This window comes from Kiloniella sp. (assembly GCF_048270245.1).
In the GTDB taxonomy this organism is placed as follows: domain Bacteria; phylum Pseudomonadota; class Alphaproteobacteria; order Kiloniellales; family Kiloniellaceae; genus Kiloniella.
Map to the genome: position 1 here is coordinate 884,112 of NZ_JBLWTH010000001.1, position 17,071 is coordinate 901,182.

Annotated in this window: 17 protein-coding genes; 8 read left to right on the forward strand and 9 right to left on the reverse strand. The window is 45.5% G+C overall.

Features of this window, described 5'->3' with window-relative positions; genetic code table 11:
• Positions 1-41: 41 nt before the first annotated feature.
• Positions 42-257 carry a YdcH family protein gene (locus tag ACN0W5_RS04190; protein ID WP_299373648.1) on the reverse strand — a complete coding sequence of 72 codons (216 nt, stop codon included), beginning with the start codon at positions 255-257 and terminating at the stop codon, positions 42-44.
• 215 nt (positions 258-472) lie between these two features.
• Between ACN0W5_RS04190 and ACN0W5_RS04195 the strand changes: the two genes are divergently transcribed.
• Complete coding sequence (locus tag ACN0W5_RS04195) at positions 473-1,018, forward strand: TIGR02444 family protein (RefSeq protein ID WP_417452964.1); 546 nt, start codon at positions 473-475, stop codon at positions 1,016-1,018.
• 164 nt (positions 1,019-1,182) lie between these two features.
• Here ACN0W5_RS04195 and ACN0W5_RS04200 read toward each other — a convergent pair whose 3' ends face one another.
• Positions 1,183-1,770: a UbiX family flavin prenyltransferase gene (locus ACN0W5_RS04200; RefSeq protein ID WP_417452965.1), complete on the reverse strand. Its 588-nt coding sequence runs from the start codon at positions 1,768-1,770 to the stop codon at positions 1,183-1,185.
• 390 nt (positions 1,771-2,160) lie between these two features.
• Here ACN0W5_RS04200 and ACN0W5_RS04205 point away from each other — a divergent pair, with 390 nt between their 5' ends.
• Positions 2,161-2,331: a YdcH family protein gene (locus ACN0W5_RS04205; RefSeq protein ID WP_082130264.1), complete on the forward strand. Its 171-nt coding sequence runs from the start codon at positions 2,161-2,163 to the stop codon at positions 2,329-2,331.
• A 239-nt stretch (positions 2,332-2,570) separates the two neighbouring features.
• On the forward strand, positions 2,571-4,469 hold the full coding sequence (locus tag ACN0W5_RS04210; protein ID WP_417452966.1) for a propionyl-CoA synthetase: 1,899 nt from the start codon (positions 2,571-2,573) through the stop codon (positions 4,467-4,469).
• 137 nt (positions 4,470-4,606) lie between these two features.
• Here the strand turns inward: ACN0W5_RS04210 and ACN0W5_RS04215 are convergent, their stop codons facing one another.
• Both ACN0W5_RS04215 and ACN0W5_RS04220 read right to left on the reverse strand, forming a co-directional pair.
• Positions 4,607-5,260 (reverse strand): DUF1013 domain-containing protein, encoded by a 654-nt coding sequence (locus tag ACN0W5_RS04215; protein ID WP_299373627.1) that lies wholly within the window; start codon positions 5,258-5,260, stop codon positions 4,607-4,609.
• Between the two features lie 144 nt (positions 5,261-5,404).
• Complete coding sequence (locus ACN0W5_RS04220) at positions 5,405-6,388, reverse strand: NAD(P)H-quinone oxidoreductase (protein ID WP_417453119.1); 984 nt, start codon at positions 6,386-6,388, stop codon at positions 5,405-5,407.
• A gap of 217 nt (positions 6,389-6,605) precedes the next feature.
• On the opposite strand from ACN0W5_RS04220, the gene ACN0W5_RS04225 reads away from it, so the two are divergent.
• The 3 genes from ACN0W5_RS04225 to ACN0W5_RS04235 are packed head-to-tail and all read left to right on the forward strand — an operon-like array spanning position 6,606 to position 8,628.
• A complete protein-coding gene (locus ACN0W5_RS04225) occupies positions 6,606-6,788 on the forward strand; it encodes a DUF1192 domain-containing protein (RefSeq protein WP_417452967.1) in 183 nt (60 codons plus the stop codon).
• 58 nt (positions 6,789-6,846) lie between these two features.
• Complete coding sequence (locus ACN0W5_RS04230; protein ID WP_417452968.1) at positions 6,847-7,806, forward strand: AEC family transporter; 960 nt, start codon at positions 6,847-6,849, stop codon at positions 7,804-7,806.
• 33 nt (positions 7,807-7,839) lie between these two features.
• Positions 7,840-8,628 carry a 3-hydroxybutyrate dehydrogenase gene (locus tag ACN0W5_RS04235; RefSeq protein ID WP_417452969.1) on the forward strand — a complete coding sequence of 263 codons (789 nt, stop codon included), beginning with the start codon at positions 7,840-7,842 and terminating at the stop codon, positions 8,626-8,628.
• Positions 8,629-9,188: 560 nt separating this feature from the next.
• Here the strand turns inward: ACN0W5_RS04235 and ACN0W5_RS04240 are convergent.
• Positions 9,189-9,650: an Hsp20 family protein gene (locus tag ACN0W5_RS04240; protein ID WP_417452970.1), complete on the reverse strand. Its 462-nt coding sequence runs from the start codon at positions 9,648-9,650 to the stop codon at positions 9,189-9,191.
• Positions 9,651-10,015: 365 nt separating this feature from the next.
• Here ACN0W5_RS04240 and ACN0W5_RS04245 point away from each other — a divergent pair, with 365 nt between their 5' ends.
• On the forward strand, positions 10,016-10,414 hold the full coding sequence (locus ACN0W5_RS04245; protein WP_417452971.1) for a DUF1465 family protein: 399 nt from the start codon (positions 10,016-10,018) through the stop codon (positions 10,412-10,414).
• A 34-nt stretch (positions 10,415-10,448) separates the two neighbouring features.
• Here ACN0W5_RS04245 and rpmE read toward each other — a convergent pair whose 3' ends face one another.
• Positions 10,449-10,673, reverse strand: a complete 225-nt coding sequence (gene rpmE / locus ACN0W5_RS04250; RefSeq protein ID WP_085901212.1) for a 50S ribosomal protein L31 — start codon at positions 10,671-10,673, stop codon at positions 10,449-10,451.
• A gap of 226 nt (positions 10,674-10,899) precedes the next feature.
• Here rpmE and ACN0W5_RS04255 point away from each other — a divergent pair, with 226 nt between their 5' ends.
• Complete coding sequence (locus ACN0W5_RS04255) at positions 10,900-12,732, forward strand: ABC transporter transmembrane domain-containing protein (RefSeq protein WP_417452972.1); 1,833 nt, start codon at positions 10,900-10,902, stop codon at positions 12,730-12,732.
• 73 nt (positions 12,733-12,805) lie between these two features.
• Here the strand turns inward: ACN0W5_RS04255 and ACN0W5_RS04260 are convergent, their stop codons facing one another.
• From ACN0W5_RS04260 to ACN0W5_RS04270, 3 genes are all read right to left on the reverse strand, one after another.
• Positions 12,806-14,128 (reverse strand): peptidoglycan -binding protein, encoded by a 1,323-nt coding sequence (locus ACN0W5_RS04260; protein WP_417452973.1) that lies wholly within the window; start codon positions 14,126-14,128, stop codon positions 12,806-12,808.
• A 6-nt stretch (positions 14,129-14,134) separates the two neighbouring features.
• Positions 14,135-15,295: a flagellar motor protein MotA gene (locus ACN0W5_RS04265; protein WP_417452974.1), complete on the reverse strand. Its 1,161-nt coding sequence runs from the start codon at positions 15,293-15,295 to the stop codon at positions 14,135-14,137.
• A gap of 103 nt (positions 15,296-15,398) precedes the next feature.
• Complete coding sequence (locus tag ACN0W5_RS04270) at positions 15,399-16,961, reverse strand: OmpA family protein (protein WP_417452975.1); 1,563 nt, start codon at positions 16,959-16,961, stop codon at positions 15,399-15,401.
• Between the last annotated feature and the right edge of the window lie 110 nt (positions 16,962-17,071).

Sequence of the window (17,071 nt, forward strand, 5' to 3'; positions counted from 1 at the left end):
AAATATTTAGGTTTTTGCAGACCGTGTCTGGGAATGGTTGTTCAGGCTATAATATCTGGCAGCAACTTGCTTTCAATTCTGTTCATACTGTCTTTAAGATTAAGCTTTTTCTTTTTTAATCTTACAAGCTGTAACTGATCAAACGGAGCGTGCTCTTGCAAGCGGGCGATAACATCATCCATGTCTCGATGCTCCTGTTTGAGCCTTTCAAGTTCTTCGATTAGCTCTTTTCTACTACTACCTGTTGTATTTTCCACGTGTCAGGGTCTCTTGAACTCACATTTAACAGAAGGAGTTACTTATACTCTGACTTTAAAAATAAACATAGTTTTTGTGTAAGTTTTATTTCGATCGTTGTGGATTTGGTGAAAAGAGACTGATTTTGGTTTGCTGAAAGGGCATTCTAAATAACAGTTAATAGCGATTCGATAGTTTGTTCTTTATTCGCAGTGCGCTATAAACTGTGGTGAAAATGTTTGATCAAAGCCAGTTGCCCATAAATCCTTTTTGGAACTTCTCTCTTGATGTTTACGGACAGCAAGGAGTTGCTCCTGCCTGTCTGGTTTTGCAGGAAAAGTATGATCTGGATGTTAATTTATTGCTCTTTTGCTGTTGGGCCGGCTTTTGCGGAAAGCAACTGAGCACAAAAGAGCTTTCCGGCTTGATCTCTGGTATTGAAAAGTGGCGAGATCACGTGATCCAACCCTTGCGCGATATTCGGACATGGATGAAGGCAGAAACCATAAATGGCTTTCGCCATACAGAGGGGCTGCGGAATCTTGTGAAAGATTCGGAACTATGGGCCGAAGCTTTGCAGCAAAACTTTATGCACCTTCATATGACGTTGCGACCTGCTTTATTACCCTCGTCAGGAATGGCCGCAAAAAACATGGTTTTATATTTGGAGCTATGTGAAGTTGACGCCATTGGAACCGTGGATTGTGCTGACTTAGCCGCAATTGTTCGTGGCGGGTTCCCAGAGTTGCCACCCTTGGAAGCTGTGTGGCTGTTTCAGTAAAAGATCGAGCTAATTTTCCTGTCGCATCATTGGCGGGTGCTGAGGTAATCTAGCCTGGTGTGTGGGCTTGGTTTAGGATGATAAGTTGGTGAAGACCAAGTCCGGTGTCCCAAGTTCGATGTACAGGTCACCGGGTTTCACGTCCAAATCATCGAGTTTCAAGTTCAGTTCTTTGGGCGCTTCTTGCTATTTTCATCCCATCGGTTCATCCCCGGGATCTCGATATCAAATAAATCAAGAATTCTACCCAAGCTATAATCTACCATTTCGTCCAAGCTATTTGGTTTGGCATAAAAGGCTGGAACAGGCGGTGCGATGATTGCGCCCAGCTCGGACAGGTTGACCATGGTACGCAGGTGCCCTGTGTGAAGTGGTGTTTCCCGAACCATAAGAACCAGTTTTCTGCGTTCTTTTAAGATAACATCTGCTGAACGGGTCAAGAGACTCGAGGTGACGCCACTTGATATTTCAGACATGGTTCTGACAGAACAGGGGGCAATGACCATGCCGAGTGTTCGATAGGACCCGCTGGAAAGACAAGCGGCAATGTCTTTGACATTATGAGTGACATCAGCAAGATTTTTAACGTCTGAAACTTTTAAATTACTTTCGTAAGTCAATGTGATTTCAGCAGAATTACTCATGATTAGGTGAGTTTCAATGTCAGTAGGGCGTAAGATTTCCAAGAGGCGAATACCGTAGGTTACACCGCTTGCTCCGCTGATTCCGACAATAATTCTCTTCTTCGTCATGGGTAACTATCTTTCACAAGTGTGATAAAAAAATGAAATATATGTTGCCTGGCTCTTGGCAAGTTTGTCTGACAGGTCTAGCATATATACACGCTGTCTTCTCAACAATGTTTGTGGGTTTGGGTGGTACGAAAAAAACAAGATAATTGCGGTTGGGACGCTTTGAAAATATCCCATATGCGAAAGCCTAATAAACGGCCTGCGGTCTTGATTTTGCCATCTCAAACACGATCAGTACTTTCTAAAAACTTTTTCAGATATTGTAATGGAGATTTTTCATGAAAATTTCTAGTGCAATGATGATTCTTGGAAAAATTAATTGAAGTAAAGATTCACAACATTAAGTGTGATTGGTAGCAATTGAAACTTAGTATTTAAAGGGAGACGAATATGGCCACTGCCGAACGCATCGAGTCCTTGCGCACAAAACACGTTACTTTAGAGAGCGCTATTGATCAGGAGAGTACGCGCCCGCATCCCGATGAATCCCTACTAATGTCACTTAAAAAGCAAAAGCTTCGCGTTAAAGACGAAATGCAAATGTTGAGTGATCCCCACTAAGAATGCCGAGGTATTTAGCGTACCTTTTGCTTGCATTTAGATAAATGAAAAAAGCACTCGTTCGGTTTTTCCGGGCGGGTGTTTTTTTATTATCTTGCCTGTAAAAAATTTGTAAAATAATTATCTAATGCAGGCTTCTGTGTATTGGGGAAATTGATCCCTTAGTTAATATGCAGCAAGCTATTCTGACCGGTCGGGGAGGCTGGATAAAAAATATATAATCATGTTGGGACAACATCATGGGTTTATTTGATGACGTGCAAGCGCGTTCTTTGGCAGAGTCAGAGACTTTCTGGGCCGAAGCCGCATCGGAAATTAATTGGTATAAACCATATGCCAAAGTGCTAGACGACACTGACGCGCCTTTTTACCAATGGTTTAGCGGGGGAGAACTAAACACCTGCTATAACGCGCTTGATCGACATGTAGAACAGGGGCAGGGCGATCAGACAGCCTTGATATACGATAGCCCTGTCACCGATACAAAAGAGAATATCAGCTATTCCGATCTCTTAAACCGTGTCGCCAAATTTGCGGGGTCACTTGTTGAGCTTGGTGTTTCAAAGGGTGACCGCGTTATTATTTATATGCCAATGATACCGGAAGCGGCGGTCGCAATGTTGGCTTGTGCAAGGCTTGGTGCTGTTCACTCGGTCGTCTTTGGAGGATTTGCAGCTAATGAGCTTGCAACGCGTATAGATGATTGTAGCCCGAAAATTATCGTCTCTGCTTCTTGCGGTATAGAGGTGAACAAGGTTATTCCCTATAAGCCTTTGCTTGATGAAGCGATTGATCTTTCAACACATAAGCCTGATCACTGTGTAATCTGGCAACGCCCGCAAATAGAAGCATCTATGACAGCCAAGCGCGATGTGGATTGGGCACAGGCAGAGGCGAAGGCCTCGGCTGTTGATTGTGTCCCTGTTGCTGCGACAGATCCGCTTTATATTCTCTATACCTCTGGAACCACAGGGCAGCCCAAAGGAATTGTACGTGATAATGGCGGGCATGCTGTGGCCCTGCATTGGTCGATGAAGAAAATATATAATGTTGAACCTGGCGAGGTCTTTTGGGGGGCGTCGGACGTCGGCTGGGTTGTTGGGCATTCCTATATTGTGTACGGGCCGTTAATTTACGGGGCAACCTCTGTCATGTACGAGGGTAAGCCAGTTGGGACACCCGATCCCGGTGCATTTTGGCGCGTTATCTCGGAACACAATGTTTCTGTTCTCTTTACAGCGCCCACAGCTTTCCGGGCAATCCGGCAACAGGACCCGGACGCTACTTATTTGGAAAAGTATGATCTTTCACACTTCAGGACTTTGTTTCTTGCTGGGGAGCGATGTGATCCTGATACATTGAATTGGGCGTTGGAAAAACTAAAGGTCCCGGTCATTGATCACTGGTGGCAGACAGAAACAGGGTGGCCGATAGCTTCTAATTGTCTTGGAATTGAAGAATTACCTATTGTAGCTGGATCTCCTGCCCGATCAGTTCCTGGGTGGGATGTTCGTATTCTCGATGCTGAAGATCATAATGAAATGCCTGCGGGGGATATCGGGGCAATCGTTTGTAAGCTTCCTCTGCCGCCAGGAACCTTCTCGACCCTTTGGAATGCGAAAGAGCGCCACCGCCAAGCTTATTTGTCAAGTTTCCCAGGTTTTTATGAAACAGGGGATGCTGGTTATAAAGATGAAAATGGTTATATCTATGTCATGTCCCGGACAGATGATATTATCAATGTCGCAGGACACCGCTTATCAACCGGGGCGATGGAAGAAGTTTTAGCGGCTCATGAAGATGTTGCTGAGTGCGCGGTAATTGGCGTGGCAGATAAACTCAAGGGCCAACTACCACTCGGCTTTATGGTTCTAAAAGCGGGAGCCAAAAAATCTCATAGCGACGTAGTTGCGGAAGTTATACAAAAAGTCAGGCACGATATTGGACCGGTTGCGGCCTTCAAGCTTGCTGTGGTCGTCGGACGGTTACCCAAGACGCGATCGGGTAAAATTTTGCGTGCGACGATGCGTAAAGTTGCCGATAACGAAGACTATAAAATTCCCGCGACCATTGATGATCCGGCAATTCTGGATGAAATCAGAGTCGCCCTGACAAGCATTGGGTATGCAAAATCGTAACGTCGCTATTGTTTCTGCTGGGAATTGTACCGACTGATCCGTCCTGAAATATATAAACTTATTTCAGGACGGGACAAACCTATAAAAAAGGCCTCTTAAAAATAAGAGGCCTTTTTGGGTTTTTGATATGTAGGATATCAATCAGTCTTTTTGAAAGCGCGTGTGAAGGCTTCGTACGGATCTTCCGGAAGTTCTTCTTTGACCGGTGCAGCTACAACTTCCTCTTCCATTGGTTCTGGTTTTGGAATGATGCGGCCAGCTTTTTCAGCTTCTTTGATCGCTTTGTCGATTGTCGCGTTCAGATCGACTTGCTTACAAAGGCCAAGCAATACGGGGTCACGAGGACGAATGTTACTAATGTTCCAGTGAGATCGATCTCTGATCGCCTGAATGGTTTTCTTTGTCGTACCAATCAGTTTTGAAACATGGTTGTCTGTAAGCTCTGGGTGGTGGCGAACCAACCATGCAATTCCGTCTGGTTTATCCTGACGTTTTGCAATTGGGGTGTAACGAGGACCCTTTGTCCGTTTGGACGGCTGTGGCAAATCATCCTGCTGATAAAAACGCAGAGACTTTGACGAATCCTTTTCGCAGCGTTCTAGTTCCGCGCGCGTGATCTGAGAATTTGCAATGGGGTCCATACCCCGAATACCTACAGCGACTTCACCATCGGCAATTCCTTGCACTTCGAGTGTGTGAAGTTGACAGAATTCTGCAATCTGCTCAAAGGTTAGCGATGTGTTCTCGACCAACCAAACGGCGGTCGCTTTTGGCATTAGTGGTTGAGACATTGGTTCTCCTAATCGTGCCGTCGGCTAATGATCCTTCGGCTACGGTAATACGTATCCAACGGGTGGCTTACCCCGAATATACCGCGAGGCCAAGCAGTAAATAAAGGATTGAGGTGTTTTTTTATTAATTAGCTGGCTTTGGGGCTACTTTTCAAGTTTTAAAACAATTTTTCCGATATGTTTGGATGATTCCATTAATTTATGAGCTTCAGCAGCTTCTTCCAATGGTAGGACTTTGTAAATCAGAGGACCCAGCTTGCCACTTTCAATTAATGGCCAGACTTTTTCTTTTAGATTATTACCTATCTGGGCTTTAAATGCTCTGGAACGGGCACGCAGGGTTGATCCGGTGATTTTTAAGCGTTTGAGCATTACAGGCATGAAGTTTACATCTGCTTGTGATCCTGACAAGAAGGCGATGAAACAGAGGCGGCCGTCTGTTCCCAAGCAGGAAATATCGCGTTGTATGTAGTCTCCGCCGACCATATCCAGAACGACATCGACGCCTTTTTTCTGGGTGAAAGCCTTAGATTCTTCTACAAAATCCTGTGTTTTATAATTAATAGCCAAGTCGGCCCCGAGATCTAGGCAGGCTTGACACTTTTCATCGCTACCTGCCGTGGTAATCACTTTGGCGCCAAAAGCTTTGGCCAATTGAATGGCGGTTGTGCCAATGCCAGAGGTTCCGCCGTGGATCAGAATAGTTTCGTCGGGTTTAAGTTCACAGCGATCAAAAACATTGCTCCACACAGTGAAATAGGTCTCTGGTAGTGCAGCGGCTTGTTCCATGGAAAGATTTTTGGGGATTGGTAGGCACTGTCCAACCGGGGCGGTACAATATTCAGCGTACCCACCGCCGCCAACAAGGGCGAGAACCTTATCTCCTGGTTTATATTGGTTGATTTGTGCCCCTATTTTGACAATCGTTCCTGATATTTCAAGGCCGGGAATATCGGATTCTCCCGGGGGAGGTGGATAGAGACCCTTGCGTTGAATCACATCTGGACGATTTACGCCAGCATAACTGACTTTAATAAGGACCTCATCTTCTGCAGGGGCAGGGATCGGACGGTGTGTCGGCACCAGTTGATCTGCGTCACCGTACTCTTTGATTTCAATTGCCGTCATCTTTTCGGGGAATGGTCCGGAAGTATCTTGTGCCACGCGTTTACCCTGTCGGTTATTAATCTGCTGTTTCTCTTTTAGATCTTCAGTTTAATATGCAGAGATGGAGATTGCCAATGGCAACAATTGATGTGCTCGAAATTCATAATTAGTAATCAATGCCAAGGTATATGTCGCAGTATGTGAACAAACCGTATGTAAGTAAAAAAGTGGGGATGGTATGGATATTGACGATCTTGAGCCCAGAAAAGGTAAGCCTCAGCTCAAAAACTTAGAGCCTATGGGGTTGAATGAATTAAGAGAATATATCGCGCGGCTAGAGGACGAGATCACGAGAACGCAAATAGAAATAGATCGAAAAGAAAAGCATCGTCAGGGGCTGGACGGTTTGTTTAAAGCTTAAGTCCAGTCATCGAGGTGTTTGTCGCACCGCAAAACTGTAACGATGGTAAGGGGGCATTTTGTTCGTCAGTTTAGAAATAGTTTTACCGGTCTTTGCAATTATCTTGTCGGGATACATCGCTGGTAAAAGACAATGGGTGTCGTCTGGTGCTTTGAAGGGACTTTCCTTTTTTGTGTATTATATGGCGATCCCGGCCCTTTTGTTCCGTACAATGGCTCAAGGAAACTTGTCCGCGGATATCGATTTTTCTCTTATCGTTGCTTTCTACAGCGTTTCGCTTTCTATTTTTATTTTGAGCGCGGTTCTCGGACGGTTTTTGTATGGTCATGGGCTAAAAGAAGCTGCTGTGATGGCAATGGGGGCGACCTATGGCAATCTTTTATTACTTGGTTTTCCCTTAGTCTATTCTGCTTTTGGAGATAAAGGCATGGTCCCTTTGACCATGTTGATTGCTTTTCAGGCCCCGATACTTATGGCCTTAACGTCGATGTTGACGGAATATGACCTGTCGCGCGAAGGTGATGGAGGGCATGGGGCCAAAACCATGTTACTTTCTTTGGCAAAAGCGATTTGGAGTAATCCCATTATCATAGGTCTTATCGCAGGCGGGCTTTATCAGCTTTCAGGTTATGAATTTGTCTCGGTTATGGATCGTTTCACGGCTTTGTTGGGTGGGGCTGTTGTCCCCTGTGCTCTTTTTTCATTGGGGGTATCCCTTACTGAATTCAAACTCGCGGGTGATTTGAAGCAAAGTTTTTTAATCGTTGTGTTAAAAACAATTATCTATCCCTGTATCGTCGCAATCCTTGTTTTTAACGTTATTGATGTTCCGCCTTTGTGGGCAGCGGTCGCTGTTATTTTGGCCGCGCAGCCGACAGGTGTGAACGTTTTTATCTTGGCACAGCAATATGGGGTCTTTACGGCAAGGGCGGCGTCTGTCGTGCTTTCATCTACGATTCTATCTGTTGTTACAGTAACGATGTTGATCGCATACTACGTGAACGTCTTACCCAAGTAATTGTTATCAATTCTTATATTACAGGAGAAATAAATGTCGGGCCTCAAAGGGAAAGTGGCGGTTATTACAGGATCGACCAGCGGTATTGGTAAGGGGATTGCTGAAATTTTAGCGGCAGAAGGTGCTGATATTATGCTGAACGGTTTTGGGGACCGATCCGAAATTGCAGATTTGGAGAAAAAAATAGCCGCGGATTTCGGTGTAAAGGTAGCCTATTCAAGTGCTGATATGAGTAAATCATCTGAAATCACGGATATGATATCTGAGGCTCAAAAAAAACTTGGTGCTGTTGATATTTTGGTGAATAACGCAGGGATTCAGCATGTTTCACCTGTTGATGAGTTTCCTGAAGAACGCTGGGATGCGGTTATTGCCATTAATCTTTCGTCTGCCTTTCATACGATAAAGGCGTCTTTACCTGGGATGAAAGAAAAAGGATGGGGCCGTATTATCAATGTTGCTTCTGCACATGGTTTGACCGCATCGCCAAATAAATCAGCCTATGTTGCGGCAAAACATGGCATTGTCGGGTTGACCAAGGCTGTTGCGTTAGAGGTCGCGACGAAGGGGATTACCGTGAATGCGATCTGTCCTGGGTGGGTCTTAACTGATTTGGTTCGTGCTCAGATCGAGGCCAGAGCAAAAGAGAGCGGCAAGACTTTTGAGGAAGAAAAGCGGGCTTTGGTTTCTGAAAAAACACCATCTCAGGATTTTTCAACACCTGAACAGATAGGTAGACTTGCTGCTTTCTTATGTAGTGAAGCCGCAGACCAAATGACGGGGGCACCCTATTCAATAGATGGAGGATGGATGGCACAATAATTTATAAGCTATTATTATCGTTATTTATTTTTCATCTGATGAATACTAGAGCCTAAGGGAAGCTTTTTATTTGCTTCCCTTTAATTTTGCCTCTTGAAAAAGAAAAAATAGATCTTAAATCTTTAAGTGTAAGAACAAGATTTATGTTGTTAACTCTTTTTTAGTTCATTTCTTATAATCTTGTAATATCAAAAAAGGTTTTTTAGTTCTTTTATTACTATTTGTCTTTTTTTTGATGCCTCCCTGTTGACTTGCCGCCGGTTTTTTGCCGGCGGATTTTTTTTGCGTAATACTTTGATATCATTTGAATAGGCATTGATTCAGAGAGCGAAAAGCGCCTGAAAAAAGGCAAATTTTGTCGTAAAAATGTCAAAAAACAAAACAACCCCTTGACGAGAGGCTCGAGTCTTCATAACCTCTTGCATAACAAAGGCAAGTTGACAGGGTGGACAAACAGACCAAACGACATAGATCGTAATGTCTGTTAGATATATTGCCAAAAAAACAAAGGCCGAGCTTATCGAATATAAGCTCGGCCTTTGGCGTTTTTGATCTGAAAATTATTTCTGATCTATTAGCTCAGGTTCTTTGGAATCCCCATTTGAAATTGGGATAGTTCGTGGTTTTTTTGATTCTGGAATCTCGCGTGCCAGCTCAATGACAAGCAGGCCGTTCTCAAGATTTGCCCCAGTTACCTTAATGTGGTCTGCCAAATCAAAGCTTTTTTCAAAGGACCTATTTGCTATTCCTCTATGCAAATAGGTGACTTCTTCGTCCTTATCGCGTTCTTTTTTTCCAGAAACATGAAGAGAATTTTCCTTGATGGTGATCTCTAGTTCGTCCTGTGCAAAACCAGCAATAGCCATTGTGATACGATAATCATGTTCGGCTATTTTCTCTATGTTATAAGGGGGATAGCTGGATGTTGCCGTGTCTGGTCGGGTGGATGCATCAAGCATATTCATCATGCGATCAAAGCCGACAGTCGCACGTAGTAATGGTGTAAGGTCACGATGGTGCATTGCGTGTTCTCCTTCTGAGCAACAAGCTAAACAATGAGCCTACCGTCATGGTCAGGCTCGGGAATACTAAGAAGCCCTATTGGCACTCCTTGTACTGTTTGAGTTAGGATGTGAGCTGAGTGTTTTCAAGATAGGGCCATAAAAAAATAGCTGGATGATTTAGGAGATTGATTTTTTTCAAGAAACGCGGGGAAGGAACACTGGCAAGAAACTCTGGCAAGAAACTCTGGCTGAGTGGCCCGAGAACCCGAAGGCTTTCACATTGATTATTCGGGCCAAGAATTTGTTAAGCCCCTTGTGGTAGGTTGAATAAAACTCTGCATGTGACTGTATTATTATGCAGAGCAGCGACGATCAGGCGGTTTATGGTTACGTATCTGGATTCGACTTATCAAGAAGCCTTGTCCCTCACCAAAGAGGCAAGGGATTATCTGGCCGATAGAGCCAGTAACCGTCATCCATGGTTAAAGCCGGAAGACAGGCTGCAAATTTGTTGTGAAAGTATGCGGCTTACAACTCGGCTGACACAGGTTGTAGCATGGCTTTTGTTGCAAAGAGCAGTTCTTAATGGCGAGATAACTTTAGATGAGGCTAGGCAGCCGGATAACAGAATCTCTGGTCGCAACGTTTGTGAAGTTGCAGATGAATTACCGGATGGTGCTGATCCAAGAATGGTCGATTTGATGGGGCGCAGCTACCAGCTTTATATGCGTGTGGCGAGACTGGATTCTCAATTGGATAGAGCAAAAAAAAAGGCTCCGTAAAACGGAACCTTTTTTAACATTTAAACAGTTTGGCTTAGTTCTTGATGCCAAAAGCTGCAAAACGCTTGTTGAACTTAGCAACCTGACCACCGGTATCAACCAAGCGGTGCTCGCCAGTCCAAGCTGGATGACTCTTAGGGTCAATATCAAGACGCATAGTATCGCCTTCTTTGCCCCATGTAGAGCGTGTTTCGAATTCACTGCCATCAGTCATTACAACTTTGATGGTGTGGTATTCTGGATGAATATCTTTTTTCATAGTCCGTATCCCCTTAGGAAGCGGGGGCTATTTAACCGAACCTGCGCCAAGAGGCAAGTTAATTCCACGAATCGTGTAAATTTACCTGTCAGAGGCATAGGGTCGCATTGAAGCCGTTAATAAATTGTGGTTTCTCATACTGGAGTACAAAGGTCAATTCCGTTATTAGGTAAGTTATTATTTTTATGGAGTCCAGAAATGGAGTCCTTCATCAGGAAAGACAAGTATGACCCGCAACAGTGGAAAGAGTTTAGCTGCCGCATCGAAAGAAGATGCGCCTAAAAGCAAAGAGTTAAAGCATCTGTTGTTGTTATGGCAGTTTGTGCGGCCATATAAACTGCAAATCTGTGGTGCGATGATTGCTCTCGTCATTGCTGCAGGCACTGTGTTGGGGCTAGGGAGAGGGCTTAGAGCGCTGATCGACCAAGGTTTTTCAAGTGGAAATGGCGAGCTTCTTGATCAGGCTGTTTTTGTTCTTTTTGGCGTAACTGTCCTTTTAGCACTGGCAAGTTATTCACGGTACTTTCTCGTGTCGTGGATTGGAGAAAGGGTTGTTGCTGATATACGTTCCGCCGTATTTGGCCACATTATTAAGATGTCTCCTGCCTTTTTCGAAGTCACCAGAAGTGGTGAAGTTCTTTCAAGGCTGACAACGGATACGACGCTTTTACAGGTTGTTGTTGGGTCGTCTTTCTCTATCGCTCTTCGTAATTTATTGATGTTTTTCGGTGGGTTAGTTCTTCTTATTGTAACGTCGCCGAAATTAACGGGGTTTGTTGCGCTTGTTATTCCTTTTGTACTGATCCCAATTCTATTCTTTGGCCGGAAAGTGCGGACCCTGAGTAAAGACAGCCAGGACAGGATTGCAGACGTTGGTGTATATGCTGATGAGACAATCGGGGCGATTCGTACCGTACAGGCTTTTAGCCATGAAGCGCTTGATCGCCAGTATTTTTCGGATCGTGTCGAAGATGCTTTTACCACGGCAGTGACGCGAATCCGATTTCGAGCACTTTTGACGGCGATTGTTATTGTACTGGTTTTCGGTTCGATTAGCGCGATTCTTTGGGTTGGTGGTCGCGATGTGCTGGAAGGTCGTATTACCGCTGGTGAGCTGTCCTCTTTTGTTTTCTACGCAATTGTTGTCGCGGGATCACTGGGTGCCTTTAGTGAAGTTATAGGTGACTTACAACGGGCGGCAGGGGCAACAGAGCGTCTGTTAAGCCTTCTGGCCCTAAAAACAGATATTGCGGCACCAGAAGCTCCAACACCATTGCCTGCCAAAATTAAAGGGGCAGTCTCTTTCAAAGATGTGAGCTTTAATTATCCGTCCAGACCAACGCAATCGGCTATGACAGCGTTTTCTGCGGATATCAAAGCAGGTGAGAAAGTGGCGATTGTCGGGCCTTCTGGGGCAGGGAAAACGACAGTTTTTCAGTTACTGCTTCGTTACTATGATGTGCAACAGGGCGCTGTTGAGATTGATGGTGTTACTCTTCCCGACTTTGACCCTGTTGAAATGCGTAAACACATTGGCTTGGTTTCTCAAGAGCCTGTGGTTTTCTCGGCTACTGCCTACGAGAACATTCGCTATGGCCGTCCAGATGCGAGCCGCGAAGAGATAATCAATGCAGCCAAAGCTGCGTCGGCACATGAGTTTTTGGAAAAGCTTCCTGATGGATATGATACTTATCTCGGCGAGAAAGGTGTACGTCTTTCTGGTGGACAGAGACAGCGTCTTGCCATTGCGCGGGCTATCCTGCGAGACCCAGAAATTTTACTTCTGGATGAAGCAACGTCTGCTTTGGATTCTCAAAGTGAAGTTGCTGTTCAAAAAGCATTAGATAATCTGCTGGATGGGCGTACAACAATCATGATTGCTCACCGCTTGGCGACGGTCTTGAAAGCAGATCGTATTTTGGTCATGGACGAAGGCCGCATCGTGGCAAGTGGAACGCATGCTGAGCTGGTTAAGCAGGATGGTCTTTATGCACGGTTGGCAGAGTTGCAGTTCGGGCCGGATTTGGATGCAGAGCTTACGGTCCAAGCAGCAAGCTAAACTTCTTTTTTGGTCGTTGTCTTATTATCCTATGAAAAAATAAGCATCTTATAGAGACTGCTGAGGTGACCTATTAACGTTGTGTCAGTTTTAGCTCTATACGGCGGTTACGTCTGAAGGCAATTTCATCACGACTGCTGTCTAAGGGCTGGAACTGGCCAAAGCCTGTTGCTGCCAGTCTGGATGCCGGTATGCCTTGGGTTATCAGAAATTTGACAACGGATATCGCTCTCGCTGTTGAAAGCTCCCAGTTAGAAGGGAATTCAGCTGTAGAGATCGGTTGTACATCCGTATGGCCATCAACACGTAAAATCCAGTCAATATCATCAGGGATATTGGCAGAGAGCTCTTTGAGGGTTTTTGCCAATTGTCCCAACTGTTCTTGGCCTCCAGCTTCCAGTGTTGCTGAGCCACTGGAAAAGAGAACTTCTGACTGAAAGACAAAACGATCTCCGACAATGCGGATGTCTTGTCTATTGCCCAATACTTCCCTTAGCTTGCCAAAGAATTCTGATCTGTATTTCGCCAGCTGCTGTACTTTTGTCGCCAGTGCAACGTTGAGGCGTTTTCCCAGATTTAAAATCTGCGTTTCTTGCGCAGCATTAATCGCTTCGGTGATTTCCAGCGTAGCAGAGATATCCGAGAGTTGTTGGCGAAGCGCGGCAATTTGTTGGTTTAGAAGCACGACTTCGGTTTGAGCTTCTTCTGTAAGGGCCTTTTGACCCGTAATACTCGTTTCTGCGGTTGCGAGCTTTGCCGTCAGATTGTCCCGGAGCTCTTTCAACAGAGCTATTTCAGCGAGTTGGGTTTCAACTTTCTCTTTATCAGCTTCAATGATTTTATAAGCGTCTTCCAGTTCGGCATTTACTTGTGCTGATTCCCTAGAAAGCTTGGCAGCAGCCAATTCCAATGCAGAAAGCTGATCTTCTATGCTCTTCTTGTCGTCTTGAAGTTGTTGTTTTTCGGTTGCGAGCTGATCGTTGTTTTCTTGTAACAGAGCTTGTGCGCTAACAAGGTCTTTTAATTGCTTACTGACAGAGAGTAATTCGCCTTCCAGATTTTCTTTGTCTTCCGAGAGAGACGCTAATTGATTCGCGAGACTGTCACGTGAAGATATGGAGCTTTGTAATTCCGTTGTAAGCTGGGTAACGCTGGAACGTAATCTGGTATTTGCTGATTTCTCTAACGAGAGGAGCTCTGCAAGTTCGCTAATTTCCCTGTTCAGATTTGAGAGTGCCTTGTCTTTGCCGCTGAGTGCGTTGCTGAGGGCGAACTGAGCAACCATGAAGACCATGAGCACGAAAATGATGACAAGAAGCAATGTTGCCAAGGCGTCGACGAAACCAGGCCAGATATTGATAGATCTTTTACTGCTTCTGCGGCGGGCTGAAAACATTCGGAGTTATTCGCCTTCTGCCATTGCTGCCAATGTGCGAGTTAACAGACGAATTTCGCTTCTTATTTCCTGGACAGAACTTTCTCTGCCATTTGCTATTTCACCAGAAAGCTGTTCCAGGCGAAGATCCATGTTTCTCAGGTGTCCTTTAGAGGCTTCGTCTAGACCTGCGTTTGCTTGGGTAGATTGTGTTTGCGCTAATTGGCTGAGGATGGGTTTTAGCTGTGATTGTGTTTCTGCAATGCTGAGCATAACGCTTTGTTCTGCGCGCATATGATCCGTCAGTGTGGACATCCGTTCCGTGAGTGTAATTAAAGACTGATTCCCGCGAACACGTTCTTCCTCATCCCGAGACATTGTTCTTTCCAGTTTCTCGAGACTTTCGGCTGTCTGTTCTAACAGCGCAGAAATATAAGCTGGAACTGATTGGTCACCTTCAGCGCCGGGCCCGCCACTGGAAAGCTTGGTGATGCCGGATAGCCATTCTTCCAAGTGGTTGAGAAAACGGTTGTGTGCCTGTCCTGCTTGTAATTCCAAGAAGCCGAGAACCAATGAACCCGCTAAACCAAACAATGAAGAACTGAAGGCTGTTCCCATACCGGATAATGGAGTTGCTAAACCAGATTTCAACTCGTCAAACATAGCAGAGGGATCGTCTGCTGTTGTGCTGAGGCCAGCGATTGTATCGCCGACGGCATTGACGGTTTCCAGCAATCCCCAAAAAGTTCCAAGAAGACCTAGGAAAATCAGCAAGCCGATCAAATATCTGGAGATATCGTGGCTTTCTTCTATGCGGCTTTGGATACCATCGAGAAGAGTCCGCATAGAAAGAGTGGAAAGGCTCAGTTTGCCTTTTTTCTCTCCGATCATAGTTGCCATGGGGCCGAGAAGCCTTGGTTCTCTGACTTCGTTCATTGAACCGGCAAAAACCAAACCGCCTTCTGTTTCTCTTTTTAGGTGTTCCAGCCAAGCAAGTTCTGGATTAAGAGAGAGTACTTGCCGGAAAATATAGATAATACCCAAGAAAAGAACGCCTAAAATCATGCCGTTCATAACTGCATTGGCTATGAAAGCTTCCTGGAGACTTGGTGCAAGCGCTGCAACAGCAATACTTACGATCCCCAGAAAAATCCCCATTCGGATAAGGTAGCGTGTTGGCCGTTTCATGCGTTAAGCGCCCTCTGGTATTTAGAAACTTTCATGCAAGGTACAGTTTTTATTAGGCAAAACTAAGACAGCCACTTCCCGTGCACGAGAGTTGCTCTAAGAATTAGTTTTGGACAGGAATAATCTCTACCCGGTCCGGATTGCCATTTTTAGCTTTGTTACCTAATGCACGGACATGCATTCTAGTGCTCGGTATGCCTTTTTCCATAAGTACGCCTCGGACAGCGAGGGCTCGGGAGAGAGAAATCCGGCGGGCTTGCGCATTACTTTCGTTATCACCCGCATAGGCCAGAAGTTGAACAACTTTACTGTCGTCGGCTAAAAGCTGATCTGCGAGTGTATTTAGTTGTGCTCTTGCTTCTAAACTCAAATCCGCATCACTTGGTTCAAATAATAACTGGATAGGCCCAAGTTCTTCCGGGGAGGTAACGGCGGCAGTTTCGTTGTTTGGTAACAATTCTACGGGTGAAGGTGTCGCTTCAGCCTCTGTTGGAGGAGGTGGCGGAGCAAGCGCTTCCGTGCTCTCTGTTAAGGTGGTTTCTGCTATTGTTGGTGCCGTTGGTATTGCCGTTTCAGAAACAGTCTCAGCAGGCTCTGGAACTGGTGGCGGAGTCAAAACAGGCTCTGCGGTCACAGTTTCAATCTTTGGAGCTGGGGCTGTGATTGATGGCGTTGGCGCGGTTACTTTTGGTGTAGGTGCAGAGAACGTTGTTCCTTCAGCTGCTGTTGCGGCTGTTTCTGTAGTCTCTTCCGCGGATGGAGCTTTGGGGGATGGAGCTTTTGGAGCAACAATTTCTGGTTCAACAATCTTCGGTGTTGCAACAGGCTCAACCTTGGTTGGTTGTGTTTCTTCCACGGCCGGGGCAGGTGGAATTTTGGAACTTGGTGCTTGGGTCTGACTAACGGGTTCAACCTTTTTAGACGTGGCTTTGGGCGCAGGTGTTACTGACGCAGTTTCATACACAGGAGCTTGAGGTGCCGGAGCCGAAGGGCTTTTCTCTATAGCTGGTACGTTCTGTACAGCACGACTTCCACCATTTGGGGGCGGAACCAATAACTGTGATTGGGGTGAAAAGGCCGGGATTTGAGATGGGTACTGTGGCTGTTGCCCTGTGCTTGCTACCCGAGTGCCGGATACCTGTGATAAGGGGACAAGAGGTTGTCCGTAAGGATTGTAGAGGCTTGAATTTGTTGTTTGCCCAGGCTGTTGCGGATAGGTCCCCTGAGCATAAGAATTTTGGCCATATCGTTGTTGCCAAGAATTATAGTTCTGCGGATTGCCCTGTGCAGAATATGGACTTTGGTTATATCCTGAACTTTGAAAGTCAGCGAAATTGTTTACTGTGACCTGACTATGAGGGAAATTTTCAGGTGGGAAAAGCAGGTTTCCCGGTCTGCTGAGGTATTGATTGTTTCCCGCGCCGGGATAGCCCGCTGGGGCCGGTTGCCCGCTGGTTTGCCCGCCATAGGAATATCCATTGGAATAGGCAGGAACGGATCCAATCAGCTGTTCATTCACATAAACGCCAGAACTTCCAGACCCGCCAATGATTGTTGTGTTCTGTGCTACGGCTGCTGATGTACTGCATAGTAGTGCGAGTGTGGCACAGCTTGCCTGTAACATCGTTGAGCGATTTTGGTGTCTATTTTTATATATATAGCTCATAGGCTTGAACAATTTCCATCCCCCAGGATGATTCTCGAATGTGAATCTTTGTCCGTAGCTTAATGCTCATAGAGGGATACGACAATAGGGAAGGCTAAAAGAAACAAAGG

What these genes read in the sequence shown, in the direction of transcription:
- ACN0W5_RS04195 (WP_417452964.1), top strand. Translation starts at nt 473, where the DNA reads ATGTTTGATCAAAGCCAGTTGCCCATAAATCCTTTTTGGAACTTCTCT.
- ACN0W5_RS04200 (WP_417452965.1), bottom strand. Translation starts at nt 1,770, where the DNA reads ATGACGAAGAAGAGAATTATTGTCGGAATCAGCGGAGCAAGCGGTGTA.
- ACN0W5_RS04205 (WP_082130264.1), top strand. Translation starts at nt 2,161, where the DNA reads ATGGCCACTGCCGAACGCATCGAGTCCTTGCGCACAAAACACGTTACT.
- ACN0W5_RS04210 (WP_417452966.1), top strand. Translation starts at nt 2,571, where the DNA reads ATGGGTTTATTTGATGACGTGCAAGCGCGTTCTTTGGCAGAGTCAGAG.
- ACN0W5_RS04215 (WP_299373627.1), bottom strand. Translation starts at nt 5,260, where the DNA reads ATGTCTCAACCACTAATGCCAAAAGCGACCGCCGTTTGGTTGGTCGAG.
- ACN0W5_RS04220 (WP_417453119.1), bottom strand. Translation starts at nt 6,388, where the DNA reads ATGACGGCAATTGAAATCAAAGAGTACGGTGACGCAGATCAACTGGTG.
- ACN0W5_RS04225 (WP_417452967.1), top strand. Translation starts at nt 6,606, where the DNA reads ATGGATATTGACGATCTTGAGCCCAGAAAAGGTAAGCCTCAGCTCAAA.
- ACN0W5_RS04235 (WP_417452969.1), top strand. Translation starts at nt 7,840, where the DNA reads ATGTCGGGCCTCAAAGGGAAAGTGGCGGTTATTACAGGATCGACCAGC.
- ACN0W5_RS04240 (WP_417452970.1), bottom strand. Translation starts at nt 9,650, where the DNA reads ATGCACCATCGTGACCTTACACCATTACTACGTGCGACTGTCGGCTTT.
- ACN0W5_RS04245 (WP_417452971.1), top strand. Translation starts at nt 10,016, where the DNA reads ATGGTTACGTATCTGGATTCGACTTATCAAGAAGCCTTGTCCCTCACC.
- rpmE (WP_085901212.1), bottom strand. Translation starts at nt 10,673, where the DNA reads ATGAAAAAAGATATTCATCCAGAATACCACACCATCAAAGTTGTAATG.
- ACN0W5_RS04255 (WP_417452972.1), top strand. Translation starts at nt 10,900, where the DNA reads ATGACCCGCAACAGTGGAAAGAGTTTAGCTGCCGCATCGAAAGAAGAT.
- ACN0W5_RS04260 (WP_417452973.1), bottom strand. Translation starts at nt 14,128, where the DNA reads ATGTTTTCAGCCCGCCGCAGAAGCAGTAAAAGATCTATCAATATCTGG.
- ACN0W5_RS04265 (WP_417452974.1), bottom strand. Translation starts at nt 15,295, where the DNA reads ATGAAACGGCCAACACGCTACCTTATCCGAATGGGGATTTTTCTGGGG.
- ACN0W5_RS04270 (WP_417452975.1), bottom strand. Translation starts at nt 16,961, where the DNA reads ATGAGCTATATATATAAAAATAGACACCAAAATCGCTCAACGATGTTA.